Source organism: Mycobacterium sp. DL, from assembly GCF_039729195.1.
Taxonomy (GTDB): domain Bacteria; phylum Actinomycetota; class Actinomycetes; order Mycobacteriales; family Mycobacteriaceae; genus Mycobacterium; species Mycobacterium hippocampi_A.
Genome location: NZ_CP155796.1, coordinates 3,813,521 through 3,835,992, shown reverse-complemented (window position 1 = coordinate 3,835,992; position 22,472 = coordinate 3,813,521). Strand labels below are relative to the sequence as shown.

The 22,472-nt window shown below is 67.5% G+C and carries 26 protein-coding genes and 1 tRNA gene; 13 read left to right on the top strand and 14 right to left on the bottom strand.

The features are described from left to right. Nucleotides 1-21 precede the first annotated feature (21 nt). Entirely contained in the window at nucleotides 22-1,386 is a 1,365-nt protein-coding gene (locus ABDC78_RS18280) for an FAD-dependent oxidoreductase (RefSeq protein WP_178360667.1), read from the top strand. 3 nt (nucleotides 1,387-1,389) lie between these two features. On the opposite strand, the gene ABDC78_RS18275 is transcribed toward ABDC78_RS18280, so the two are convergent. Further along, a complete protein-coding gene (locus tag ABDC78_RS18275) occupies nucleotides 1,390-2,157 on the bottom strand; it encodes an SDR family NAD(P)-dependent oxidoreductase (protein WP_178360666.1) in 768 nt (255 codons plus the stop codon). Nucleotides 2,158-2,243: 86 nt separating this feature from the next. Between ABDC78_RS18275 and ABDC78_RS18270 the strand changes: the two genes are divergently transcribed. Beyond that, nucleotides 2,244-3,173, top strand: a complete 930-nt coding sequence (locus tag ABDC78_RS18270) for a LysR family transcriptional regulator (protein WP_178360665.1) — start codon at nucleotides 2,244-2,246, stop codon at nucleotides 3,171-3,173. On the opposite strand, the gene ABDC78_RS18265 is transcribed toward ABDC78_RS18270, so the two are convergent. Both ABDC78_RS18265 and tgt read right to left on the bottom strand, forming a co-directional pair. Beyond that, nucleotides 3,156-4,379 (bottom strand): cytochrome P450, encoded by a 1,224-nt coding sequence (locus ABDC78_RS18265; protein ID WP_178360664.1) that lies wholly within the window; start codon nucleotides 4,377-4,379, stop codon nucleotides 3,156-3,158. The genes ABDC78_RS18270 and ABDC78_RS18265 overlap by 18 nt on opposite strands. A gap of 34 nt (nucleotides 4,380-4,413) precedes the next feature. Further along, nucleotides 4,414-5,622 (bottom strand): tRNA guanosine(34) transglycosylase Tgt, encoded by a 1,209-nt coding sequence (tgt, locus tag ABDC78_RS18260; RefSeq protein WP_178360692.1) that lies wholly within the window; start codon nucleotides 5,620-5,622, stop codon nucleotides 4,414-4,416. A gap of 53 nt (nucleotides 5,623-5,675) precedes the next feature. Between tgt and ABDC78_RS18255 the strand changes: the two genes are divergently transcribed. Together ABDC78_RS18255 and ABDC78_RS18250 are read left to right on the top strand one after the other, a co-directional pair. Next, a complete protein-coding gene (locus ABDC78_RS18255; RefSeq protein ID WP_178360663.1) occupies nucleotides 5,676-6,134 on the top strand; it encodes a lipoprotein LpqH in 459 nt (152 codons plus the stop codon). Between the two features lie 120 nt (nucleotides 6,135-6,254). Beyond that, a complete protein-coding gene (locus ABDC78_RS18250) occupies nucleotides 6,255-6,716 on the top strand; it encodes a lipoprotein LpqH (protein ID WP_178360662.1) in 462 nt (153 codons plus the stop codon). Nucleotides 6,717-6,738: 22 nt separating this feature from the next. Here the strand turns inward: ABDC78_RS18250 and ABDC78_RS18245 are convergent, their stop codons facing one another. Continuing rightward, a complete protein-coding gene (locus ABDC78_RS18245) occupies nucleotides 6,739-7,083 on the bottom strand; it encodes a DUF732 domain-containing protein (protein ID WP_178360661.1) in 345 nt (114 codons plus the stop codon). A gap of 114 nt (nucleotides 7,084-7,197) precedes the next feature. On the opposite strand from ABDC78_RS18245, the gene ABDC78_RS18240 reads away from it, so the two are divergent. Beyond that, the gene (locus tag ABDC78_RS18240) at nucleotides 7,198-7,575 is read left to right on the top strand and encodes a hypothetical protein (protein WP_178360660.1); all 378 of its coding nucleotides are present in this window, start codon (nucleotides 7,198-7,200) and stop codon (nucleotides 7,573-7,575) included. On the opposite strand, the gene ABDC78_RS18235 is transcribed toward ABDC78_RS18240, so the two are convergent. Beyond that, complete coding sequence (locus ABDC78_RS18235; protein WP_178360691.1) at nucleotides 7,566-8,585, bottom strand: dihydrodipicolinate reductase; 1,020 nt, start codon at nucleotides 8,583-8,585, stop codon at nucleotides 7,566-7,568. The genes ABDC78_RS18240 and ABDC78_RS18235 overlap by 10 nt on opposite strands. A gap of 72 nt (nucleotides 8,586-8,657) precedes the next feature. Here ABDC78_RS18235 and ABDC78_RS18230 point away from each other — a divergent pair, with 72 nt between their 5' ends. The 3 genes from ABDC78_RS18230 to ABDC78_RS18220 are packed head-to-tail and all read left to right on the top strand — an operon-like array spanning nucleotide 8,658 to nucleotide 10,454. After that, nucleotides 8,658-9,575 carry a nitronate monooxygenase gene (locus ABDC78_RS18230; RefSeq protein WP_178360659.1) on the top strand — a complete coding sequence of 306 codons (918 nt, stop codon included), beginning with the start codon at nucleotides 8,658-8,660 and terminating at the stop codon, nucleotides 9,573-9,575. Between the two features lie 30 nt (nucleotides 9,576-9,605). Then, nucleotides 9,606-9,944 carry a hypothetical protein gene (locus ABDC78_RS18225; protein WP_178360658.1) on the top strand — a complete coding sequence of 113 codons (339 nt, stop codon included), beginning with the start codon at nucleotides 9,606-9,608 and terminating at the stop codon, nucleotides 9,942-9,944. 27 nt (nucleotides 9,945-9,971) lie between these two features. Continuing rightward, nucleotides 9,972-10,454: a DUF309 domain-containing protein gene (locus tag ABDC78_RS18220; RefSeq protein ID WP_178360690.1), complete on the top strand. Its 483-nt coding sequence runs from the start codon at nucleotides 9,972-9,974 to the stop codon at nucleotides 10,452-10,454. On the opposite strand, the gene ABDC78_RS18215 is transcribed toward ABDC78_RS18220, so the two are convergent. Then, nucleotides 10,441-11,199, bottom strand: a complete 759-nt coding sequence (locus ABDC78_RS18215) for a DeoR/GlpR family DNA-binding transcription regulator (RefSeq protein WP_178360657.1) — start codon at nucleotides 11,197-11,199, stop codon at nucleotides 10,441-10,443. The genes ABDC78_RS18220 and ABDC78_RS18215 overlap by 14 nt on opposite strands. A gap of 21 nt (nucleotides 11,200-11,220) precedes the next feature. Next, complete coding sequence (locus tag ABDC78_RS18210) at nucleotides 11,221-13,215, bottom strand: PTS mannitol transporter subunit IICBA (protein ID WP_178360656.1); 1,995 nt, start codon at nucleotides 13,213-13,215, stop codon at nucleotides 11,221-11,223. A 189-nt stretch (nucleotides 13,216-13,404) separates the two neighbouring features. Here ABDC78_RS18210 and ABDC78_RS18205 point away from each other — a divergent pair, with 189 nt between their 5' ends. The 4 genes from ABDC78_RS18205 (at nucleotide 13,405) to ABDC78_RS18190 (ending at nucleotide 17,062) form a co-directional block, all read left to right on the top strand. Next, entirely contained in the window at nucleotides 13,405-14,490 is a 1,086-nt protein-coding gene (locus ABDC78_RS18205) for a zinc-dependent dehydrogenase (RefSeq protein WP_178360655.1), read from the top strand. 114 nt (nucleotides 14,491-14,604) lie between these two features. Continuing rightward, nucleotides 14,605-14,778 (top strand): CsbD family protein, encoded by a 174-nt coding sequence (locus tag ABDC78_RS18200; protein WP_178360654.1) that lies wholly within the window; start codon nucleotides 14,605-14,607, stop codon nucleotides 14,776-14,778. Nucleotides 14,779-14,969: 191 nt separating this feature from the next. Beyond that, nucleotides 14,970-15,599 (top strand): hypothetical protein, encoded by a 630-nt coding sequence (locus tag ABDC78_RS18195; protein ID WP_256736279.1) that lies wholly within the window; start codon nucleotides 14,970-14,972, stop codon nucleotides 15,597-15,599. A 200-nt stretch (nucleotides 15,600-15,799) separates the two neighbouring features. After that, nucleotides 15,800-17,062, top strand: coding sequence for a hypothetical protein (locus ABDC78_RS18190; protein WP_178360652.1), 1,263 nt, complete (start codon nucleotides 15,800-15,802; stop codon nucleotides 17,060-17,062). Between the two features lie 34 nt (nucleotides 17,063-17,096). Here the strand turns inward: ABDC78_RS18190 and ABDC78_RS18185 are convergent. The 3 genes from ABDC78_RS18185 to ABDC78_RS18175 all read right to left on the bottom strand — a co-directional run bounded on the left by ABDC78_RS18185 (nucleotide 17,097) and on the right by ABDC78_RS18175 (nucleotide 18,286). Continuing rightward, nucleotides 17,097-17,187: transfer RNA gene (locus ABDC78_RS18185), tRNA-Ser, on the bottom strand. 128 nt (nucleotides 17,188-17,315) lie between these two features. Beyond that, the gene (locus ABDC78_RS18180; protein ID WP_178360651.1) at nucleotides 17,316-17,765 is read right to left on the bottom strand and encodes a nucleoside deaminase; all 450 of its coding nucleotides are present in this window, start codon (nucleotides 17,763-17,765) and stop codon (nucleotides 17,316-17,318) included. Continuing rightward, nucleotides 17,762-18,286: a tRNA adenosine deaminase-associated protein gene (locus tag ABDC78_RS18175; protein ID WP_178360650.1), complete on the bottom strand. Its 525-nt coding sequence runs from the start codon at nucleotides 18,284-18,286 to the stop codon at nucleotides 17,762-17,764. The genes ABDC78_RS18180 and ABDC78_RS18175 overlap by 4 nt, the downstream gene beginning before the upstream one ends. Nucleotides 18,287-18,392: 106 nt before the next feature. On the opposite strand from ABDC78_RS18175, the gene ABDC78_RS18170 reads away from it, so the two are divergent. After that, the gene (locus tag ABDC78_RS18170; RefSeq protein ID WP_347133518.1) at nucleotides 18,393-19,337 is read left to right on the top strand and encodes a prephenate dehydrogenase; all 945 of its coding nucleotides are present in this window, start codon (nucleotides 18,393-18,395) and stop codon (nucleotides 19,335-19,337) included. On the opposite strand, the gene ABDC78_RS18165 is transcribed toward ABDC78_RS18170, so the two are convergent. From ABDC78_RS18165 to ABDC78_RS18150, 4 genes are read right to left on the bottom strand one after another with little or no spacing between them, the layout of a single operon-like run. After that, nucleotides 19,300-19,902, bottom strand: a complete 603-nt coding sequence (locus ABDC78_RS18165) for a putative glycolipid-binding domain-containing protein (RefSeq protein WP_178360648.1) — start codon at nucleotides 19,900-19,902, stop codon at nucleotides 19,300-19,302. The genes ABDC78_RS18170 and ABDC78_RS18165 overlap by 38 nt on opposite strands. After that, nucleotides 19,899-20,693, bottom strand: a complete 795-nt coding sequence (locus ABDC78_RS18160; protein WP_178360647.1) for an ABC transporter permease — start codon at nucleotides 20,691-20,693, stop codon at nucleotides 19,899-19,901. Before ABDC78_RS18160 ends, ABDC78_RS18165 begins: the two co-directional genes overlap by 4 nt. Next, the gene (locus ABDC78_RS18155; RefSeq protein ID WP_178360646.1) at nucleotides 20,690-21,361 is read right to left on the bottom strand and encodes an ABC transporter permease; all 672 of its coding nucleotides are present in this window, start codon (nucleotides 21,359-21,361) and stop codon (nucleotides 20,690-20,692) included. The genes ABDC78_RS18160 and ABDC78_RS18155 overlap by 4 nt, the downstream gene beginning before the upstream one ends. Before the next feature lie 7 nt (nucleotides 21,362-21,368). Then, nucleotides 21,369-22,469, bottom strand: coding sequence for an ATP-binding cassette domain-containing protein (locus tag ABDC78_RS18150; RefSeq protein ID WP_178360645.1), 1,101 nt, complete (start codon nucleotides 22,467-22,469; stop codon nucleotides 21,369-21,371). Between the last annotated feature and the right edge of the window lie 3 nt (nucleotides 22,470-22,472).

The window sequence follows — 22,472 nt, the reverse complement described above, 5'->3', positions numbered from 1 at the left end:
CGGCGTGAGAAGGTGTCCCGCATGGCACTCCACGAAGCGGACGTCATCGTCGTCGGCGCCGGCATCTCCGGGCTTATCGCGGCCCGCACTCTGCTCGGCGCCGGCCTGACACCGCTGATCCTGGAGGCCGACGACCGCGTCGGCGGCCGCATTCTCACCGAGGAGGTGCTGCCCGGTCTGCCGGTCGAACTCGGCGCCCAGTGGATCGGCGACACCCACCACCGGATGTTCGCGCTGGCCGCCGAACTCGGTGTCGAGACCTATCCGCAGTACGACCAGGGTGAGACGTCCTACGACCTGGTCGGGTCGGGGGTGCTGCGGGAGAGCGAGTTCCACACGCAGTTCGCCGACGAGCTCACCGAACTGGAGAAGGTGTTGCGTCGCCTCGACGAGTTGGCCGCCGAGGTTCCCGTCGAGGCTCCGTGGCTGGCCCCCAGGGCGGCCGAATGGGACATCATGACGGCCGCGGATTGGTATGACCGGCAGGGACTTTCACCGGTGGCGCGCACGCTGTTGGAGATCTGCACCGTCGGGATCCTCGCGGTGCCCACCGTCGAGGTGTCGTTCCTGCACCTGCTGTTCACGATCCAGACCTGCGGCGTCACCTCCGAACTGTTCGCCGAATCGGAGGGTGGCGCTCAGACCACGCGGTTCGTCGGTGGCACCGCGGAGATTCCGAACAGACTGGCGGCGCTCGTCGCCGACCGGATCGTCCTCGAGAGCCCGGTTCAGCTGATCGAGCACACCGCAGACAGTGTCGCCGTGCACTGCCGTGGCGGCCTGGTGGCCCGCGGTCGCAGGGTCATCGTCGCGATCTCGCCGACGCTGGCCGGACGCATCATGTACGACCCTCCGCTGTCCGGGGAGCGTGATCAGCTCACGCAGCGCCTTCCCAACGGCTCGGCGATGAAGGCGTTTTTTGTCTACGCCGAACCGTTCTGGCGCGCCGACGGACTCAACGGACAGCTCATCTCGGACATCGGGCCGGCGCGGATGTCCAACGACACCTGCATCCCCGGCGACGACCACGGCGTGATCCTGCTGTTCCTCGAGGGCGAGCAGGCCCGCGTCTACGGCCGGCTGCCCGTCGATGAGCGACGGGCGGCGTTGACAGCCGAGTTGGTGCGCCACTTCGGAAGCAGGGCAGCAGATCCCGAGTTCTACGTCGACGGTGAATGGTCCGATCGGCAGTGGACCCGCGGATGCTACAACGCCAACCACGGCCCGCACGTGTGGACCACGTACGGTCACGCGCTGTCGGCGCCGATCGGTGCGATCCACTGGGCCTCGACCGACACCGCCACGTTCTGGAGTGCCTACATGGAGGGCGCCGTCGAGGCGGGCGAGCGGGCGGCACACGCCGTCATCGACGACCTGGCGCGCTGACCGTCAGTCGCCACCGTGCGGGTCGGCTGCGTTCAGCGTCGCCACGACCGTGTCGTAGTCGCCGCGGGCTTCCCCGTAGCGAAGGAACTTCACCCGTTCGACCTGGATCTCAGTGGCATCCGGCTGGGTTTCGAGAAGGCCCATCACCTCGGAGACGAAGTCGTCCAGGGGCATCGCGAAATCGCTGTCCCGTTGGCCGGGAATGAGATCGGTCGCCACGGAGGGAGGTACGAGTTCCACGAAGGCGACGTTGGTGTCGGCCAGTTGGAGTCGGACTGATTCGGTGAGCATGTGGATCGCGGCCTTGGACGCGTTGTAGCTCGGCGTGGCTTTCAGCGGCGCGAACGCCAGGCCCGAGGACACGGTGACGAAGGTGGCCGACGGCCGGTTCTGCAGATGCTCGACGAAGGCGGCGATGAGCCGGATCGGACCCAGGACGTTGGTGGTGATGACGGACTCGGCCGAGGCGAGGAAGTCGTCGGGGCGGTGCCAGTCCTCGACCTTCATGATGCCCGACATCGCGACGACGACATCGAGGTCCGGGTATTTGGAGATGACCTCGTCGGCCGCGCGCGCGATGCTCGCCGGGTCGGTGGTGTCGATCTGCACCGTGCCGAAGTCGGGATGTTCGGCGGCGATCCGGTCGAGCAGTTCACGGCGCCGCCCGCCGATGATGACGGTGTTGCCCTTGGCCTTCAGTTCGGTCGCCAGCGCGAGTCCGATCCCGCTGGTCGACCCTGGAATGAAGATGGTGTTGCCGGAGATCTTCACGATCGGGTCCTTTCGGTAGAGGGGTCCTGACCACCACGCTGCCGGATGAGTCGCCATCTGTCTCATGCATTTCTATGATGCGCACTATGCAACTGACGCATGTGCTGCGCGCAGACCTGAACCTCGTCCCCGCGCTCGCCGCGCTCCTGGAGGAGCGGCACGTGTCGCGAGCGTCTGCTCGTCTCGGCTTGAGCCAGCCGGCGACGAGCCGCGCACTGCAGCGGCTGCGGTCCCTGCTGGGGGACCCGCTGCTGATTCGCGAACCCGACGGTTACCGCCTGACCCCCCGCGCGGAGGGACTGCGTGCTCAACTCGAGGACGTTCTCCCCGCACTCGAGGCGCTGGTGGGCCCGGAGTCGTTCGATCCCGCGTCGGCGACGTTGCCGATCAATCTCGCGAGCACCGATTTTGCGGTGCACACCTACGGCGCGGCGATCTGTCACCGCCTGCTACACGAGTCACCACTGGCCTCGGTGCGGTTCCACAGCTGGCGTTACGACACGATGGCCGAGCAGATCCGAAGGGGCAGCGTCGACCTCGGCCTCTACGGCGAGTTCGCCCCCTCCGACCTGTCGAGTGCCGACCTGCGCAACGAGCGGTTCGTGTGCGTCGTCGACATCGACCATCCCTGCGCCACGGGACAGTTCACCCTCACCGAGTACTCCCGGCTGCGCCACCTCGTCGTCGACGTCCACGACGGCGCCCAACCCGACGTCGACAATCGGTTGCGGTTGCTGGGTGCCGAACGGGCCGCCGTCGTCACCGTCCCCTACCACGCGGCGGTGCCTCAGATACTCGCCGGAAGCGATCTGGTGGCCACCATCCCCGGGAGCCTGGCCCTGCGGTGGCCGGACACCTATCCGGTCCGGATCATTGCCGCACCGTCGCAGATCCGGCGGCTCGCCTACCGGATGGTCTGGCACCGGGCCTACGACGACGACGGCAGGCACCGGTGGCTACGCTCGATCGTCCGGGCCGCTGTCACCGAATACGCTGTGTCACAAAGTGATCGGTAGTTCCGACATACCGCGCAGCGTCACGTTCTGTTTGTACGCAGGCTCACCGGCCAACGCCGCTTCCGGGAACCGCGCCGTCAATGCGGTCAACGCGACAGTGGCCTCCAGCCGGGCCAGCGGCGCACCGATGCAGAAGTGCGGCCCCTTGCCGAAGCCGAGGTGGCGGATCGTCTCGCGATCCGGATCGAATCGGTCCGGATGCTCGAAGGCCGCCGGGTCGCGGTGCGCCGCGGCGAGAAGCACAAGCATGTTGTCGCCCTTGGGAATCGACACCGGACCGATCGTCATGTCCTCGGCGGCGATCCGGCCCATCAGCTGCACCGGCGGGTCGTAGCGCAGCGTCTCCTCGATCACCGCTGCCACTCTCGTCGGATCGGCCGCCAGCGCTGCCCACTGCGGGGGGTCGCGCAGCAGAGCCAGGATGGCGTTGGCGATCAGGTTGACGGTCGTCTCGTGCCCGGCGACCAACAGCAGGTTGCACGTCGCGACGATTTCGTCCTCGGTGAGCTGATCGCCGGACTCCTCGACTCCGACGAGGCCCGACATCAGGTCGTCGCCGGGGTCGCGGCGCCGCCGGCCGATCAGCTCGCGCAGGTAGTCGCGCAGCCACATCGCGGCCTGCATGCGCTCCTCGAATCCACCGCCGGCCGAACCCGTCACGCTGACAAAGGGATCCAGCGACTGCGCCAGCAGACCCGAGGCGGCGCTGAACTCGGGCTCGTCCTCCAGCGGAACGCCGAGAAGACGGCAGATCACTGCGACCGGCAACGGATACGCCAACCCGGAGATCGCGTCGAACGGTGCGCCGTCACCCGTCTCGGCGAGCAACGTGTCGACCAGCCTGGTGATCTCGGGCTCGAGCGCCTTGACCACCTTCGGGACGAACGCCTTGCTCACCAATCTGCGCAGCCGGGTGTGGTCGGGCGGATCGAGGAACAGGAACCCGGGCGGGCCCACCGGACGAGCTTCGGCCCCGTCGGCGATCATCCGCTGCACGACTGTGGACTTCAGCCGGTCACTGGCCGAGGACGGATGCCGCAGCACCTCGTCACAGTCGGCGAACGAGGAGAAGACCACGAGGTTGTTCTCCGGCACCTGCATCGGGCCCTGCTCGAGGATGCGGCCGTAGAGGGGATACGGGTCGGCCCGGTGGGCCGGGTCGAGCATCTGCAGCAGCAGCGACTGCGGTTCTGCGGCGGTCGTCATGGTCTTATTGTGCACACGTGCAAGAAGCTGCTGGTCAGGCCGGCTTCGAGTAGTACCGACCCAGTACGTGCTCGCGCAGTTCGTCGAACCGGCCCGTGGCTATCGAGTCGCGGATGTCGTCGACGAGCCGGACGATGAAGCGCTCGTTGTGGATCGTGCACAACGTCGACGCCAGGATCTCCTTGGCCTTGAACAGGTGATGCAGATACGCCCGGGTGTAGTGGGCGCAGGTGTAGCAGTCGCACCCGGCGTCGATCGGTGTGAAGTCACGTCGGAACCGCGCGGTGTTGATGTTGTACCGCCCGGTGGCCGAATACACCGCCGCGTTGCGGGCGACGCGCGACGGCGACACACAATCGAACGTGTCGGCGCCCGATTCCACTGCGGCGAACAGGTCGTCGGGTTCGCTGATGCCCAGCAGATGGCGTGGCTTGTCGACGGGCAACTCGCTGCTGACCCAGCCGACGATGGTCGCCAGATTCTGTTTCTCCAGCGCTCCCCCGATGCCGTACCCGTCGAACCCCCGACCGTCCTCATCGACGATCGACACCAGCCCGCGGGTGGCCTGCCGGCGCAGATCCTCGTACTGCGCGCCCTGCACGACACCGAACAACGCCTGGGGCGGTTTGTCGGCACGCTCGATCGACAACCGCCGATGCTCGGCCAGGCAGCGCACCGCCCAGTCGTGGGTGCGTTGCACCGAAGCCTCTTGGTAACCACGGGTGTTCACCAGTGTGGTCAGCTCGTCGAACGCGAAGATGATGTCGGCCCCGAGCTGATGCTGGATTCCGATCGACACCTCGGGGGTGAACCGGTGGGTCGAACCGTCGAGGTGCGAGCGGAACGTCACGCCATCGTCGTCGACGTGGGCGAGCCGTTCCTTGCCCTCGGCGATGATGTCGTCGGTCTGCACACGGGTGGCATCCATCGACAGCACCTTCTTGAACCCGACGCCCAGCGACATCACCTGGAAGCCGCCGCTGTCGGTGAAGGTGGGTCCGGACCAGTTCATGAAGGCGCCCAGGCCGCCCGCTTCGTCGACGATGTCAGGGCCCGGCTGCAGGTAGAGGTGGTAGGCGTTGGCCAGCACCGCCTGCGCACCGAGTTCGGCCATGGTCTCGGGAAGGACCGCCTTCACGGTGGCCTGAGTGCCGACAGCGATGAAGGCGGGCGTCGCGATGTCACCGTGCGGAGTGCTGATCACCCCGGTCCGGCCGAGGCGGCCCGGCAGTTCGGCTTCCACACGAAAGAACGGATCACTGAACAACGGGTCGCCCACGTCGTAGATTCTGCACTGTGACCACACGATGGGCCCTCGCCGCCGGCGCTGTCGCGGCCACCCTTGCCGCCGCGGGGTGCTCGTCTTCGCCACCGTCGGACTACCAACCGCCGCCGGGTGAGCTGATCGCGGGAACCGCTCAGGTGTCGGTCAACGGTCAGGAACTGGGGATGACCGACGCGGTGCAGTGCAGTGAGGCGGGCCCACTGACCACTATCACCACCGGCGACCCGGACGATCCCGACGCCAGCGGAATCTCCGCGTTGGTGGCCAGCGAGGACGAGCTCGTCGTCAAGGAGGTCGGCGTCACCGATCTCGGTGGGTTCACGGGCAGCTTCAACGCCGGACTGGGCGGCGAGGCGACGGTCACGATGACCGGGCGCACCTACGAGATCGACGGGACAGCAGAGGGCTTCGAGACCGCCAACCCGAGCTTCCGCACGTCAGGGACTTTCAAGATCAAAGTGGCCTGCTGACCGGTTTCACCTGCACCGATTGATTTTGAGATTCATGGTGCCCTCGCGCGGAGTGCCGACCATACTGCTCTGGATGGTTCGCCGCTCTCGACGAACCACACAACACAAAGGAGAACCGTCGTGAACCGTGGAATCGTGGTCGCCGTGGGCGGCGCAGCGATCGTCATCGCCGGTCTGTCGGGCTGTTCCTCGAACGAAGAGTCCAGCACGTCGGGCGAGACCTCGTCGGCCGCCGCGGCGGAAGGCACCAGCACAGTGACGATCGACGGGCAGGACCAAGAGGTCGCAGGCACCGTCGTCTGCTCGGACATGGGCGGCAACACCAACATCGCGATCGGCGACGCCACCACAGGGATCGGCGTCGTCGTCAGCACCGGTGACGAGCCCGCGGTCCAGTCCGTCGGTCTCGGCAACGTCAACGGTGTGACGCTCGGCTACCAGAGCGGCGCCGGCCAGGGCGAAGCCACCGCCGAGAAGGACGGCAGCACGTACAAGATCTCCGGAACCGCAACAGGTGTGGACATGGCCAACCCGATGCAGCCGGTGAACAAGCCGTTCGAGATCGAGGTGACCTGCCCGTAGCGAGGCGCGCGGCCGCCGGTTGTCAGAAGGGTTTGTAGCCGGCGGCCGACTGCCGCAGTTGCCAGATCTGCGCAGGGCAGAGTTCGTTGACGGCCTGGTTGATCAGGTAGCCGCCCTGGTAGTAGTCGGTGGTGCGGAAGTCGGCCTTCACCTGGTCGACCAGTTCGGCGTAACCCATCTTCGCCGCCACCCGGTCGCAGATCGTCTGTCCGTAGCCGATCGCGGCCTCGGCGTTGGGAAAGTTGTAGCCGGGACGGACATGCACGTTGACCAGATAGGCCACGGTGTCGGCGTTCGCCGTGGGCGCCGCGACCAGCACACCCGCCGACAGCAACCCCATGGACAGCACTCCTACCAGCGACTTCATGCCATCAGACCATACGCCTCGGGACTGCGACACGGAGCAAATGCCCGATCCTGCGTCGGCCAATGCGGGCAAACGGCGCTCACGACAGGGGCCCGGCAACCTACGCTATGGCCCATGAAGCTGATTGCTGTCGCTGCACTCGCCGGTGGTGTTCTCGCCGCGCCCCTGATCGGTGTCGGAACCGGCACGGCGGTGGCGTCACCGACCACGTGCGACGGCGCCGACTGCGTGCCGTATGTGGACTTCGAGGCGCAGGCAGGCGCCGCCTGCAATCAGGCGCCCCGCTACAACTTCGGCACGGACTCCGCCGGCAACACCCTGGCCTGCAACTCGAAAGGGCAGTGGGTGTCCCACGCGCCGTTGATCGGGGTGCGCACGCTTCGGTCGCCGTGCACCGAAACCTCCAGTGCGGCGCAGAGTCCCGACGGTCACCCGCTCAAGTGCGACGGCGGTGCGTGGAGCAACGATTTCTGGGTGATGTACTACGGCTGACGGAAGGCCCGCTGGTTGTAGATCAGCGGTAGCGACGCGGCCGTCGCGAAGCCGGGCGGAGCCTCGCAGACCGCGGGCACGGCGTTGAGAACCTGCATCGCGGTGGCCACGCTCGCCGAACGGACATGTTCGGTCATGGACGCGGCGCGGGTGAAACTCGCCAGCGAGAAGAAGTGCGTGCGCATCGACGGGTCGCCCTCGATCGTCAAGGTCCACCCGTGCTGCGGGGTGGGCCAGTGCCCCGGGTACTCGCCGCCGACCGTCCACAGTGTCTCGATCTCGACCAGTGGCTGCCCATCCCGACGACCGGTCCAGTTCCATCGCTGACCCGCGGTCGTCCCCGCCCGCAGCAGATGGTCGAAGATCTGGTGATCCTCTTGCGCGGCAACGGCTTCGACGGTGGCGGTCACCTCGTCGAGGTCCGCTCCGAGTGAGTCGCCGAGGAACCAGACCTGCTCGACGAAGATCGAACTGTTGAAGGCGAGGAACTCGGTCGCCGTCGGGCTGATCTGATCGACGGGCCGACCGAAGCCCATGTTGTCGAACGTGATCCCGGTGCTCTCGTACACCGACCAGTCGGCGCGCTCCTGCAGCGTGATCCGCTCGATGGTGCGACTCATCCCGGTCAGCGCCAACGGCAGCACGCTCGACAGGTTCCCCGGGTTGATACCGCTGCCGTGCACCGAGGTGCCACCCGTCTGGCATGCCGCGAGCACCCGGTCGCGATCGGCGGCGGACATCCGCTGCGGGTGGAACATGAACGCCGTGGTGGCCACGTTCTTGCCACTGGCCAGCAGCGCACACACGTCGTCGACCCGCGCGGTGCGCGGCGTGTACAGGACGCAGTCGGCCTCCAGCGCCATGATCTCGTCGACGTCGGTGGTGGCACACACCCCGATCGGGTCGCGGCCGACGAGCGTGCCGATGTCACGGCCGTTCTTGTCCTCGGAGTACACCCTGGCGCCTACGAGCGCCAGGTCCTGCCGGTGATCGAGGATGGTGGTGACCATTTCGGTTCCGACAGCGCCTGTCCCCCACTGGATCACCCGGTACACGCACCGGACCGTAGCAGGATGGGCTGCGTGACCAACCGCATTCAAGCGCTCCTCGGTGTCGAGTTCCCGATTGTTCAGGCCCCCATGACCTACATCGCCCGCGCCGAACTGGCGGCGGCGGTGTCCGAAGGCGGCGGTCTCGGCATGATCGAGACACTCACCGAGGCGGGCCGGGCCGACCTGCTGCGGGTGCGCGATCTCACCGACCGGCCGGTCGCGGCGAACCTGATGATCCAGGGATGGAAACGCGACCCGTCGATCGTCGACGTCCTGGCCGCCGCGGGGGTGCGCCACGTGTTCACCTCCGCAGGAGACCCGGCGCTGTTCACCTCACGGCTGCACGACGCCGGCATGACGGTCGTGCATGTCGTCGGGTCGCTCAGGGGTGCGCTGAAGGCGGCCGACGCGGGGGTCGACGCGCTGGTGGTCGAAGGGGTCGAGGGCGGCGGATTCAAGTCGGCGCTGGGCGCCTCGACCATGGTGCTGCTGCCACTGGTCGCCGAGCGCGTCGGGCTGCCGATCATCTGCGCCGGCGGGATGTGCGACGCCCGCTCAGGGGCCGCGGCGGTGGTGCTGGGCGCCGAGGGTGTGCAGATGGGCACCCGGATGCTCGCCAGCACGGAGGCCGCGGTGCACGCCAACTTCAAGGACGCGATCGTCGCGGCCGACGACGCGGGCACCGTCCTGCTCGACGTTCCGGGCAATCCGACCATGCGGGTGCTGCGGACCGGGCTGGCCGCGCGCATCAGCGACCACGATCCCGGGGCACAACTGCTCGGCCGGATCACCGACCTGTACTTCGCGGGCGACCTGGAGGCCAGCGTCGCCAACACCGGTCAGGTGTCCTCACGGATCACCGACCTGCAGCCCGTCGCCGACATCGTCCGCAGCACGTGGTGCGACATCGAGGCGGTTCTCGACGGCGCGCGGGCACGGCTCGGTTGACCGTCTGCGCAATGGGGCACACTCGACGACATGGATGGTGACAGGGACGACGCAGGCCCGGACAACACTCTCGGCCCCAGTGAATCACTCGACTCCGACGAGGTCCGCAACGACGACGGCGACATCGTCGTCGACCCGCCCGAGGAGTGGATCGAGCCCGAGGAGGACGAGACCCTCGACGAGAAGCTGGCCGCCGAGGTTCCCGACGTCCTTCCGCCGGGTGGGTCCGACGAGCGCCCGACCCGCCGCACCGCCGGGCAGATCGACGGGACACCCGAGGACGGTGACTCGTTCTTCACCGTCGTCGACGAGGACGAGAAGGAGCGGGTGCCGGGTGACGACGCGGCCGACACGATCATCGAGGACTAGCGTCTGAGCATGGCCGTGAAAAGGCCGATGGCCGAACGCGATCGCGACGAGTCCGGCCGGCCGCGGAACACCCGACCGCGGGACGCGTTGGGCCGACCGCTTCCGCCGGGCAGCGAGGGTGTCCCGCGGATCCCGGACGATCTCGACCTGCCTCCGGCCCGATCCCTGGCTTACGCCCAGGATCTGATGAACCGCGGTCTGGCCTTCAACGCCCACGAGGTGCTCGAGGCCGCCTGGAAGAACGGCCCGGCCGACGAGCGACCGCTGTGGCAGGGCCTGGCGCAACTCGCGGTCGGCATCACCCACGTCCAGCGCGGCAACCTCCCCGGAGCGACCACGCTGCTGCGACGCGGATGCCTCAGCCTGGACGCCGTCGCCCATCCGCCGCCGCACTCCGTGGACGTCGACGGTCTGCTCGACTGGGCCGCTGCCCTGATGGCCGATCTCGCCGCGGGCGCCGACATCTCGCCACCGCGCCTGTACCCCACGCTGACCGTCACGCCCGGATGACGACCGGGCCCAGCGCCTCGTACCGACGGGCTTCGGCGACACCGAGTTCCGAGCCTGTCACGATCGACTCGAAGTCGGCCACCTTCGCGAATCGGCAGAAGCTGCTCTCCCCGAACTTCGAGTGCGCCGCCACCAGGATCGGCCGCCGCGCCACCCGCACGGCGGTGCTCTTCACCGCGGCCACCGCCGGATCGGGTGTCGTCAGACCGTGTTCGAGCGAGATCCCGTTGGTACCGAGAAACGCCACGTCGATCACCAGACCGCTGAGCATGTCCACCGCCCAGTGATCCACCGTCGCAAGCGTTCTGCCCCGCATCCGGCCGCCGAGCAGCAACACCGTCACCGTGCGACTGTGGGCCAGCGTCTCCGCGGCCAGCAGAGATGACGTCACCACCGTCAGGTCCCGCTCGGAGAGTCGCTCGGCGATCAGTCGTGGCGTGAAGCCCTCGTCCAGATACACCGTCTCGGCTCCGTGCAGCAGTTCCATTGCCGCGGAAGCCATCCGGTGTTTCTGGGCGAGGTCCACCTGACTTCGGTATTCCACACCCGATTCGAAGGCCGCCGTCTCCATGGGCACCGCGCCGCCGTGCACCCGCTTGAGCAGACGGCGGCCGGCCAGCACCTTGAGATCGCGTCGGATCGTCTCGCTGGCGACATCCAACTCCTCGGCGAGCGCCCCCACCTCGACCCGCCCACGGGTGCGGGCGAACTCGACGATCCGGCTCTGACGAGTGTCGGAATCCACCGACGTCACGCTACGTATCGCCTACTTGCCGCCACCGGTGAGGATGGTCCTGATCTCGTCGGCGGTCTGCGCCTCCCGCAACCGCGCGACGTCCTCGGACTTGAGGAAGACCTGGGCGATCTGGGTCAGAAGCGCCATGTGATCCTTGCCCGCACCGGCGATCCCGACGACGAACTCGGCCGGCTTGCCGTTCCAGTCGATCGGGTCGGCGTAGCGCACGAAGGACAGCCCGGTTCGGCGGATGGTGTCCTTGGCCTCGTTGGTGCCGTGCGGAATGGCCAACCCGTTACCCATGTAGGTCGAGATGGACCGTTCCCGCTCGTGCATGGCGTCGACGTAGGCCGCCTCCACTGCCCCGGCGGCCACCAGCAACTGACCGGCCTCGCTGATCGCATCGGCGGTGGTGCGCGCCGACCCGTCCAGCACGATCGACTCCAGCGCCAACACCTCGGCACCGCCTGCGGAGTCCTCCGCGGCCGGCTCCTCGACCGGCGCGTTCGCAGTGGCGCCATCGCCCTGGTTCTGCTGCAACTGCTCGACGATCTCGTCGTACCGCGGACTGCTCATGAAGTCCTCGACAGAGACATGGGCGGCCGACGGCGTCTTCTGCCGGGCCCGATCGGTCAGATCGCGGTGCGAGACCACCAGGTCGTAGGTGTCGGTCAGGTTGGAGATCGCCGAGTTGGTGACCTTGATGTCGCCGAAGCCGGCTTTCTGAACCTTCCTGCGCAACACCGACGCTCCCATCGCCGACGATCCCATTCCGGCATCGCAGGCGAACACGATCGTGGAGATCGGTCGCGTCAGGGTCGCCGTCCCGCCCCCTGTCAACGCCGAGGCCACACTGGACTTCTTGCCCTTCATCGCCTCCATGTCGGCGGTGGCGGCAGCAAGATCGGGATCGTCGGTGGCGCGGTCGGTCTTCAGCAGCAGCCCGGCGACCAGGAACGAGACCGCCGCCGCACCGAACACCGACAGCGTCACGCCCAGGAAGCTGCCGCTCGCAGTCTGGGCGTAGACCGCGATGATCGAGCCCGGAGCAGCAGGTGCACGCAGCCCGGAGCCGAACAGCACGTTGATGAAGACGCCGGTCATGCCGCCGAGGATGGTCGCGATGATCAGCTTGGGCTTCATCAGCACGTACGGGAAGTAGATCTCGTGGATGCCGCCGAAGAACTGGATGATCGCCGCGCCGGGTGCCGATGCACGGGCGATGCCGCGACCGAAGAACGTGTACGCCAACAGGAGTCCGAGGCCGGGGCCGGGGTTGGCCTCCAGCAGGAACAGGATCGACTTACCCGTCTCGAGCGCCTGGGTGGTGCCCAGCGGTGTCAGCACGCCGTGGTTGATCGCGTTGTTGAGGAACAGCACCTTGGCCGGCTCGATGAGGATCGACGTCAACGGCAACAGGTTGTTCTCGACCAGGAAGTCGACCGCGTTGCCGGCCACCCGGGTGAACGACGACACGATGGGTCCGATGCCGAAGAAGCCGAAGATCGCCAGGAACATCCCGAGGATGCCGGCGGAGAAGTTGTCGATCAGCATCTCGAAGCCTGGCCGGATCTTGCCGTCCCACAGCGCGTCGAGCTTCTTCATCGCCCAACCGCCCAGCGGTCCCATGATCATGGCGCCCATGAACATCGGGACGTCGGCGCCCGTGACGACGCCGATGGTGGCGATCGCGCCGACCACCGCGCCGCGGTTGCCGTGGATCATCCGGCCGCCGGTGTAGCCGATCAGGATCGGCAGCAGGTAGGTGATCATGGGTCCGACGATTCCGGCGCCGTCGTAGGCTCCCCAGCCGCCGAGCTTGGCGACCCAGCCGTCAGGATCTCTCAACCCGGCGAAGATCGCCTGCAGCCAGCCCTGTTCGATGAACAGCGCGGTGATCAGGCCCCACGCGATGAACGCGCCGATGTTGGGCATGACCATGTTCGACAGCGCGGTGCCCAGCTTCTGCACGCGCACGCGCATCCCGGTCCGCGCCGGCGCGTCCTGGACAGCTGCTCCTGACATTCGAGTCCTCCGATTCCGTATCGGCTGGTGATGCCGATCACATACGCCCAGTACACCGCATAAACGGGCACAAATGCAAGCATTCGGTCAAAAGTGGTCAAAGATTTCGGTGGTTTTGTGCCCGGTTGAGCGATAGAGTGCTGAAGAGCACACCAGTCGATACGTCGTTGACTCGAGAGGAATCCCCCCATGAAGGCACTGCGGTTCTACGCACCCGAGGATGTCCGACTCGAAGACGTTCCGGAGCCGACGTGCGCCCCCGACGAGGTCAAACTGCGGGTCCGCAACTGTTCGACGTGCGGCACCGACGTGAAGATCTTCTACAACGGCCACCAGAACCTGACGCCGCCCCGCACCATCGGACACGAGATCGCAGGCGAGATCTCCGAGGTGGGTGCCGACGTCAACTCGACGTACGGCAGCAACTGGCAGGTGGGCGACCGGGTCCAGGTGATCGCCGCCGTGCCCTGCGGAGAGTGCTACGAATGCAAGAAGGGCTGGATGGCGGTGTGCCAGAACCAGACGTCGATGGGATACCAGTACGACGGTGGCTTCGCCGAGTACATGATCGTGCCGCGCCAGGTGCTCAAAGTCGATGGCCTGAACCGGATTCCGGACAACGTCGGCTTCGACGAGGCCTCGGCCGCCGAGCCGTTCGCGTGCGCCATCAATGCCCAGGAGCTGCTGGGCATCGAAGAGGGCGACACCGTCGTGGTGTTCGGCGCAGGCCCGATCGGCTGCATGCACATCCGGATCGCGCGCGGCGTCCACAAGTGCGGCCCGATCTACCTCGTCGACGTCAACGACGCCCGGCTCAAGATGTCCGCCGACGCCGTCAACCCCGACGGTGTCATCAACGCCGCCGATGTCGACGTGGTGGAGAAGGTCATGGAACTCACCGGCGGTCGAGGCGCGGACATCGTGATCACCGCAACCGCAGCCAATGTCGCCCAGGAGCAGGCCATCGCGATGGCCGCCCGCAATGGCCGCATCTCGTTCTTCGGCGGGCTGCCCAAGACCGATCCCACCATCACCTGCGACTCCAACGTCGTGCACTACCGCCAGCTGCACATCCACGGAGCCAACGGCTCGGCGCCCGAACACAACAAGCGCGCACTGGAGTACATCTCCACCGGTCAGGTGCCCGTCAAGGACCTGATCACCCGTCACATCCCGCTGGATGACGTGCTGAATGCGTTCCAGATCGTCAAGAAGGGCGAGGCCATCAAGGTGACGGTGGAGCCCGCACCCGCCGAGGTGGCGGCGGGGGTGTGACCCGTCGAGTGTGACGTCTCACTCGAATGGGTTTCAGAAGACGGTCCCCGAGGTAACCGTCGCGCATGGCTCGACTCCGAGCCGCAACCCGATGCATACGAAGGAGGCGCACACATGAGCGCCGGAGACAAAGCGAACAACAAGATCGAAGACCTCGGCGGCAAGGCGAAAGAGGGCTTCGGCAAGGTGACCGGAGACAAGGACACCGAGAACGAAGGCAAGGTCGACCAGGTCAAGTCGAGCCTCAAGGACGCCGGCGAGAAGGTCAAGGACGCGTTCAAGAAGTAGAACGCCCACGGCATTCGGTCAGCCCGTCACTCCAGTCGGAGTGGCGGGCTGACTGCTGTCTGCGGTGTCGGGTCAATCTCGGTCGGGTTGAGATGTGATGTCGCCCGGCGACGTCGTGGGCACACGCTGTCATCATCGGACGAGTGGCAGCCAGAACAGCGACGCAGAGCGACAGCGGGCTTGCCGCACGGATGGCAGCGATCGCATCACTCGGCGCAGCGATCATCCACTTCGCCGTCGTACCGACGCATTGGCAGGAATGGCTCCCCGCGGGATTGTTCTTCGTCTCGGTCGCGCTGTTCCAACTCATCTGGGCGCTGTGGGTGCTCGTCCGGCCGAGTTCGCCGGTGCTGGCCGCCGGAGTCATGGTCAACGTCGGGACCATCATCATCTGGGCGCTGTCCCGGACCGCCGGAGCGCCGTTCGGTCCGCGGGCAGGGACACCCGAACTGGTACACGGTGCCGACCTGTGCGCTCTTCTGCTGGAGATCTACGTGGTGATGGGCGCGGGCTGGGTGTGGTACCGCGGCCACCAGCGGGATCTGATACCCGCGTTTGCGAACGCGGTCGTCCTCGTCGGCGCCGGGGCGGTCATCGCAGTCGCGTCGACGGTGGGAGTGGCCTCGGGCCTGCAGCATGACCACCATGCACCGGCCGGCACCGGACAGTCTGATGGCCACCATGACCATCCGGCGCCGCCCGCCGCAGAACCGCTCGGCACGCCCGTCCCCCTGGCACCTGTGGAAGCCCCGGCGCCTACCGAAGCGCCGACCCCGGGGCCGTCACACGACGCTCACGGGGACCATCACCACGGCGAGTGACTGTTCCAGCAACCGAACGACTTCTTAGCCAGATCTGCGTGCTTCGGTATAAACTCTCCCCGGCCGGAGACTGAGGAACATCCGCGGAATCGGTCCGGCCTCGGGGATACGGGGGCATCACCATGGGCCGGCACAGCGCGTCGTACATCGCTGCACAGCAAGCACTCTCAAGTGTCGAGCCTCGGTCGCGACGCAGCTCGATGTACGTCGGCCGCGTCGGACTGCTGGCGGTGGCCCTGGGGATCGGGGCGGCGGCGGTCGCCGGTGGCACCGCGGTCGCCGGTGCTGACACACCGTCCAGCAATTCCGGTGGCGACCGTCCTTCGCAGTCGTCGACTGGTGGGGACACCACCGCAGATTCGAGTGCGGCCAAGTCGCCGAAAAGGCAGACGACCGAGTCCACAGAGCGGGACACGCAGGACGAAGCCTCCGACGACACAAGCGACGACACCGGCAGCGACACCGATCGGCGCTCCCGGGCCGACGACGATCCCGCGTCAGCGCCGCCGGCCTCGCTCGCGGGCGTGACGGAGTCTCACGATGACGCACCCGGCGACGAGCAGTCACTCGCCATCGAGAGCAGGTCGAGCCGAAAAGGCGGCTCCGCGGCGGCGCCGGAGACGTTGGTGCTCGATGTGCTGCCGCAGCCTCGCCGCGAAAACCAGGACACCTCGGCTGCATCGAACGTCGAGACGCCAACGCCTGTAGCTCCTTCGCCCGCCGACCAGGTCACGACGGAATACGGCGACATCGGCAAATGGATGCTGGAGTGGACCGGCAACATCGCCGACTACGGCGGGTTGCCGTACGAAGGCAGAACGGTGCTCGAACCGATCAACGTGGTCATCGTCGATCCGACGTCGAAGAGTGCCCTGGGGGCGGCGTGGAAACTCAACGCCGCGATGCGCCGTGCCGGATTCCCACCCCGCCTCTTCCACAGCACCGGTTTCCGGGGACTCATCGACGATCGCCGCTACGGGCAGCAGCCTTGGGGCCTGCTGGTCGGCTACTCGGACGACTTCTTCCTGGTGGACAACAACCACGGCCGGATCTTCGGACCCGACCCGGTCGAGACCAGCAGCGGTTACGTCTGGAGCGGGGCATTCAGCACCGAGGAACTCGTCTGGACCGGCTTGCTGCCCCGGCACGGTTACGTGTCGTCGAACGTGGCCAGAGACGCGCTCGCGGCAGATCTCATCGCCAGCGGCCGGGCACGGTTGGGCGGCACGGTCTCTCTGGCGAACGCCTACAACACCGACACGACCACCACCGGCGATCACGACGGTTATGCCGTGGTGGTGATCCTCAACCAGCTCAACCTGTTCGGCGTCCCGATCACCGCTGCGATGCCTGCCGTCGGCGCAGCGACGGACAGCCGGATGTGTATGGCAGCAGGCGCGGCCACCTCGGCAAGCTCACCGTGCGCCATGGTCACCGTCGACGCCGGAACCGGCTCCGGATAGCGGAAAGCCCCGACGTGAGCCGGGGCGATCTGCGTGGCGGTGGCGGAGGGATTTGAACCCTCGGACGGGGGTTACCCGTCACACGCTTTCGAGGCGTGCTCCTTAGGCCGCTCGGACACGCCACCGTGTGGCAGCTTACCGACGAGCGGCTATCTGCCCAAACCGCCGACTGTCAGCCACACGAAAGTGAACTGGTGGTCGCTGAAACCACCCAAAGCACAGCCGTGGGTTCACACTCGGCGAAAGCGAACGCTCAGCGCTGGCGGGCGAAGAACTCCCCCAGCAGGCCGGCGCATTCGTCGGCGAGCACTCCCCCGCGGACCTGCGGCCGGTGTGTCAGCCGCCGGTCGCGGACCACGTCCCACAGCGAACCGACCGCGCCTGTCTTCGGCTCCCACGCCCCGAACACCACCCGCGCGACCCGCGCCATCACCAGCGCACCCGCACACATCGTGCAGGGCTCCACAGTCACCGCGAGCGTGGCACCTTCCAGCCGCCAGCCGTCACCCATGACCAGCGCGGCAGCGCGCAGCGCCAGGATCTCCGCGTGCGCGGTGGGGTCGCCGAGTTCCTCGCGGGCGTTGGCTGCGCGGGCCAGTTCGGTCCCGTCGGCATCGATGACGACGGCACCGATCGGCACGTCCCTGGGCCCCGCGCCGCGAGCGGCGGCCAACGCAGCCCGGATCAGGTCGTCGTCGGTCACCGATCCAGTCGCTCGAGCACCGCCGCCAGCTCGTCGGCGAAGCCCATCTCCCTGGCGATCCGGCCCAACTGCTCGTCGGCGTAGAGGTCGTCGCTCTCGTCGAGGATGACGCCCAGCACCGCTTCGGGCAGCCCGATGTCGGACAGCAGCCCGAGATCGCCCTCCTCGAACGGGTCGGCACGTTCGAGATCCTCGTCCTCGATGTCCGCATCGAGCTTCTCGAGCACCTCCGCGGCGATGTCGTAGTCCAGCGCCGCGGTGGCATCCGATAGCAGCAACTTGGTTCCCGACGGAGCCGGGCGCACGATCACGAAGAACTCGTCGTCGATGTCCAGCAGGCCGAAAACCGCTCCGGCACTGCGTAGTTCACGCAGCTCGGTCTCGGCGGCGGTCAAGCTGGTCAAAGCTGCGGCACGCATCGCGGTGCACCGCCATTTTCCGTCCTCCCGGACGACGGCCACACCGAAGCCATCCGGCACATCCACGGCCCTCTTCTGCGGCTGTGCACTCTGCGCTCCCATGTCACGTACGGTAGTCCCCCGTCAGGGCCATGACCAGCGAGTCCGTACCTCCTGACGTCGCACGGGCGCGCTGATGTGCCAACCTTGGACCGTGACGAAGACACCGGTGTGTGTGGTCGGTCTGGGACTGATCGGCGGCTCGGTCATGCGGGCGGCCACGGCGGCCGGTCGCGAGGTGTTCGGCTACAACCGATCGGTGGACGGCGTCGACGCAGCGCGGTTCGACGGTTTCGATGCCACGGGCCACCTCGATGAGGCGCTGTCGCGGGCGGCGGCCACCGGAGCGTTGATCGTCCTGGCAGTGCCCGTGCCCGCGCTGCCGCAGATGCTGGGACACATCCGCGAGGTCGCACCGGACTGCCCTTTGACCGACGTCACCAGCGTCAAGGGTGCCGTGCGCGACGCGGTGCGCGCCGCCGGACTGCTGGAACGCTTTGTCGGCGGGCATCCGATGGCGGGCACCGCACATTCGGGGTGGATCGCCGGCAGCGCCGACCTGTTCGCCGGCGCACCGTGGGTGATCAGCGTCGACGATCACGTCGACGCGGCGGTGTGGACGCAGGTGATGCATCTGGCGCTGGACTGCCGGGCCGTCGTCGTCCCCGCCCGCTCCGACGAGCACGACGCCGCCGCCGCGACCATCTCGCATCTGCCTCACCTGCTGGCCGAGGCGCTCGCCGCCACGGCCGGCGAGGTGCCGTTGGCGTTTGCGTTGGCCGCAGGGTCGTTCCGCGACGGCACCCGTGTCGCGGCGACCGCCCCGGACCTGGTGCGGGCGATGTGCGAAGCCAACGCCGCGCAACTGGTGCCCGTGCTCGAGCACGCGATGCTGCTGCTCGGCGAGGCACGCGACCAGTTGGCAGCCGGCCAGCCGGTGTCGGCGCTGGTGGAAGCCGGTCACGCCGCACGGATCCGCTACGAGGGCTACAGCCGGCCGGAGATCATCGCCACCGTCGTCGGCGCCGAGGGCTGGCGCGACGAACTCGCCGCCGCCGGACGTGCCGGCGGGGTGATCAGATCCGCGTTGCCAACCCGGGGTAGTCCAGGATGAAGCCGTCGGAATCGACCGTGATCGGCGTATCGGCCACCGGCGAGTGCACCTCGAGGCCGTTGGCTCCGGAGCTGTAGCTGATCGTCGCGACGTCCACCGACAGATCGGGGACCCGGACGTAGACGACGGGCATCAGCTCGGTCTTCTCGCCCGTGCGGTGCACGCCGGTGCGTCGAATAGGCAGCGCGTTGAAGAACGGGCTGAAGATCACGTCGACGTCGAGGGCGCCGTCGAAGTCCGACCTGCTGGTCTGACCGTTGTGGTCCTGGACCAGCCACATGCTCTCCTCGTCGCGGGCGATGGAGAGCTGGCGCTCCCGCTCGGCGAGGGTGACGGTCAGTGACAATCTCTTCGTCGCTCCGACCTCGTCGGTGACCAGGTCGTAGGAGGCGCTGAAAGCCGGGTGCGACTCGGTGGCCGCCGCCACGATCCTGCCGTAGGCCTTGATGCGGTCACCCGAGAGCTGGACGCGCACCGACTCCATCCTGGGCACGTCGTGTGCCCGCCACGTCAGGATCGCGGGGTAGGCGGCAGAGCTCGCATCAGAGCGACTTTCTTCACTCATCCCCCTACCGTATGCGACGGGTCCCCTCGTTCGTGGCGGGCTTCGAAACTGGGTCGAGAACTGACGTGCGGACGTGATTCGAGCGCGACCTCGTCACCGATGAGAGGCTGCGGGATCCGACGCAGCCGACCCAGTCGCCCGGTTCCCGGCACCGACGCCCACACCGCGTAGGCGAGCACCGCGTCGAGGATCAACGCCAGCACGGTGACCATCAGTGCGCCCACCAGAGCGATGTGGAACTCCCGCACCTTGATGCCGTCGATCAGGTACCGCCCCAGCCCCCCGAGGCTGGCGTAGGCCGCGACCGTGGCGGTCGCCACGATCTGCAGCGTCGCGGTGCGCAACCCGCCGAGGATCAGCGGCAGCGCGTTGGGGGTCTCGACGCGCAGCAGGATCCGCGACTCGGTCATGCCCATCGATCGGGCGGCGTCCACCACCGACCGGTCGACGTTCGCGATACCCGAGTACGTGCCCGCCAGCAGCGGCGGGATGCCGAGCAGCATGAGCGCGACCGTCGGCGGGATCAGACCCAGTCCCCACAGCAGGACCCCGAGGAGCAGGACGCCCAGCGTCGGCAGGGCACGAAGCGCGTTGACGCCGGTCACCACCAGGAACGTGCCGCGCCCGGTGTGGCCGATGATCATGCCGATCGGAACCGCGATCAGCACCGAGAAGACGACGGCGATCGCGGTGTACTGGAGGTGCTCGATGGTGCGCGCACCCAGTCCGGCGGGGCCACCCCAGTTGGCGGCGGTGAAGATGAAGGACAGTGCCTGCTCGAGGAAGTTCACGTCGCCGCTCCCGCCTTGGCGACGCGGCCGGGTTCGGCGGCTCGGGTCCAGGGCGTGAGCATCTTGCCCACGAGCATGATCAGCGTGTCGATGACGACGGCCAGCACGAAGATCGCGATGATGCCCGCGACGATCTGGTCGCTCTTGTTCGCCTGGTAGCCCTCCGTGAACCAGGTACCGAGACCGCCGATACCGATCACCGAACCGACCGCGACCATCGAGATGTTGGTGACGGCGACCACCCGCAGGCTGGCGATGAGCACCGGGAGCGCCAGTGGCAGTTCTATTTTCAACATCCTGGTGAGCGGCCGGTAGCCGATCGCGGTGGCGGCGTCGAGCACCGCGGGTGACACCGCGTCCAGCGCCTCCGGGACCGCCCGCACCAGCAGCGCCACCGTGTACAGCGTGAGCGCGACGATGACGTTGGCCTCATCGAGGATTCGGGTCGGGATGATCAGCGGCAGCACCACGAACAGCGCCAGCGACGGGATCGTGAAGATGATGCTCGCGGTGATGGTCGTCAGCCGCCGGAACACCGTGGTGCGTTGCACCAGCGCACCGAGCGGCACGGCGATCAGCAGACCGAGGACGATCGGGATGAGCGACAGTCGCAGATGGATCAGCGTCAGCGTCCACAGGTCGTCGAGGTGGGTGACCAGATACTGCATCGGCGGGTCAGCCGTTCTGCCGCTGGGTGTTCAGCGCGGCGAGCACGTCTTCGGCCTTCACCCCGCCGATCACCTGCCCGTCGGCATCCACTGCCACCCCGAGTCCGGCCGGTGACGACAGCGCCGCATCGAGCGCCAGCCTCAGGGTGCCGTCCGGGCGGAACAGTGATCCACCGGCGGTGGTGCTGTCGTAGAGGGTGCTGCCGTCGCGGTGCAGTTCGACCCCGGCGGCATCGATCCAGGCGTAGGGCGTGCCGTCGGGCCTGGTGACCAGTGCCCAATCACCCGGATCCAGTGTGAGCGAGTCGATTTCGGGTTCGGGAAGATGGCGGATGTTGTGCAACGGCAGTCCGGTCGCGTGGAAGAACTGCAGTCCGCGGTAGCCGCGGTCGGCGCCGACAAACCCGGCGACGGCATCGTTGGCCGGATTGGACAGCAGCCGTTGGGGCGCGTCGTACTGCTGCAGCTTGCCTCCGCGACCGAATACCGCAACCTTGTCGCCCAGCTTGATCGCCTCATCGATGTCGTGGGTGACGAACACGATCGTCTTGTGCAGTTCGCTTTGCAGACGCAGGATCTCGGCTTGCAGATCCTCGCGGACCACCGGGTCGACGGCGCTGAACGGCTCGTCCATCAGCAGGATCGGCGGGTCCGCCGCAAGCGCCCGGGCCACCCCGACGCGCTGCTGCTGCCCGCCGGAGAGCTGCGCCGGGTAGCGATCGGCGAGCTTGGGATCCAGCCCGACCCGCTCGAGCACACCGATCGCGGATTTCCTTGCACTGCGCCGCGATTCGCCACGAAGAACCGGCACGGTCGCGACGTTGTCGACGACCCGCAGGTGCGGCATCAGGCCGGCACTCTGGATGACGTAGCCCATGCCCAGCCGCAGCTTCACGGCATCGACCTTGGTGACGTCCTCGCCGTCGACACTCAGGGTGCCCGACGTCGGATCGATCATCCGGTTGATCATCCGCATCGAGGTGGTCTTGCCGCACCCTGACGGGCCGACGAACACCGCGAGGGTTCCCTCCGGCACCTCCAGCGTCAGATCGTCGACCGCGACGGTGCCGTCCGGGTACTTCTTGGTGACGTTCTCGAACGTGATCAAGGC

Bases quoted from the DNA above. Each gene is read 5' to 3' on its own strand.
- ABDC78_RS18190 (WP_178360652.1), top strand. From the start codon at position 15,800: ATGTACGTCGGCCGCGTCGGACTGCTGGCGGTGGCCCTGGGGATCGGG.
- ABDC78_RS18200 (WP_178360654.1), top strand. From the start codon at position 14,605: ATGAGCGCCGGAGACAAAGCGAACAACAAGATCGAAGACCTCGGCGGC.
- ABDC78_RS18220 (WP_178360690.1), top strand. From the start codon at position 9,972: ATGGCCGAACGCGATCGCGACGAGTCCGGCCGGCCGCGGAACACCCGA.
- ABDC78_RS18235 (WP_178360691.1), bottom strand. From the start codon at position 8,585: ATGGTCACCACCATCCTCGATCACCGGCAGGACCTGGCGCTCGTAGGC.
- ABDC78_RS18165 (WP_178360648.1), bottom strand. From the start codon at position 19,902: ATGAGTGAAGAAAGTCGCTCTGATGCGAGCTCTGCCGCCTACCCCGCG.
- ABDC78_RS18265 (WP_178360664.1), bottom strand. From the start codon at position 4,379: ATGACGACCGCCGCAGAACCGCAGTCGCTGCTGCTGCAGATGCTCGAC.
- ABDC78_RS18245 (WP_178360661.1), bottom strand. From the start codon at position 7,083: ATGAAGTCGCTGGTAGGAGTGCTGTCCATGGGGTTGCTGTCGGCGGGT.
- ABDC78_RS18175 (WP_178360650.1), bottom strand. From the start codon at position 18,286: ATGGGAGCGCAGAGTGCACAGCCGCAGAAGAGGGCCGTGGATGTGCCG.
- ABDC78_RS18270 (WP_178360665.1), top strand. From the start codon at position 2,244: ATGCAACTGACGCATGTGCTGCGCGCAGACCTGAACCTCGTCCCCGCG.
- ABDC78_RS18210 (WP_178360656.1), bottom strand. From the start codon at position 13,215: ATGTCAGGAGCAGCTGTCCAGGACGCGCCGGCGCGGACCGGGATGCGC.
- ABDC78_RS18205 (WP_178360655.1), top strand. From the start codon at position 13,405: ATGAAGGCACTGCGGTTCTACGCACCCGAGGATGTCCGACTCGAAGAC.
- ABDC78_RS18240 (WP_178360660.1), top strand. From the start codon at position 7,198: ATGAAGCTGATTGCTGTCGCTGCACTCGCCGGTGGTGTTCTCGCCGCG.
- ABDC78_RS18195 (WP_256736279.1), top strand. From the start codon at position 14,970: ATGGCAGCGATCGCATCACTCGGCGCAGCGATCATCCACTTCGCCGTC.
- ABDC78_RS18280 (WP_178360667.1), top strand. From the start codon at position 22: ATGGCACTCCACGAAGCGGACGTCATCGTCGTCGGCGCCGGCATCTCC.
- ABDC78_RS18225 (WP_178360658.1), top strand. From the start codon at position 9,606: ATGGATGGTGACAGGGACGACGCAGGCCCGGACAACACTCTCGGCCCC.
- ABDC78_RS18155 (WP_178360646.1), bottom strand. From the start codon at position 21,361: ATGCAGTATCTGGTCACCCACCTCGACGACCTGTGGACGCTGACGCTG.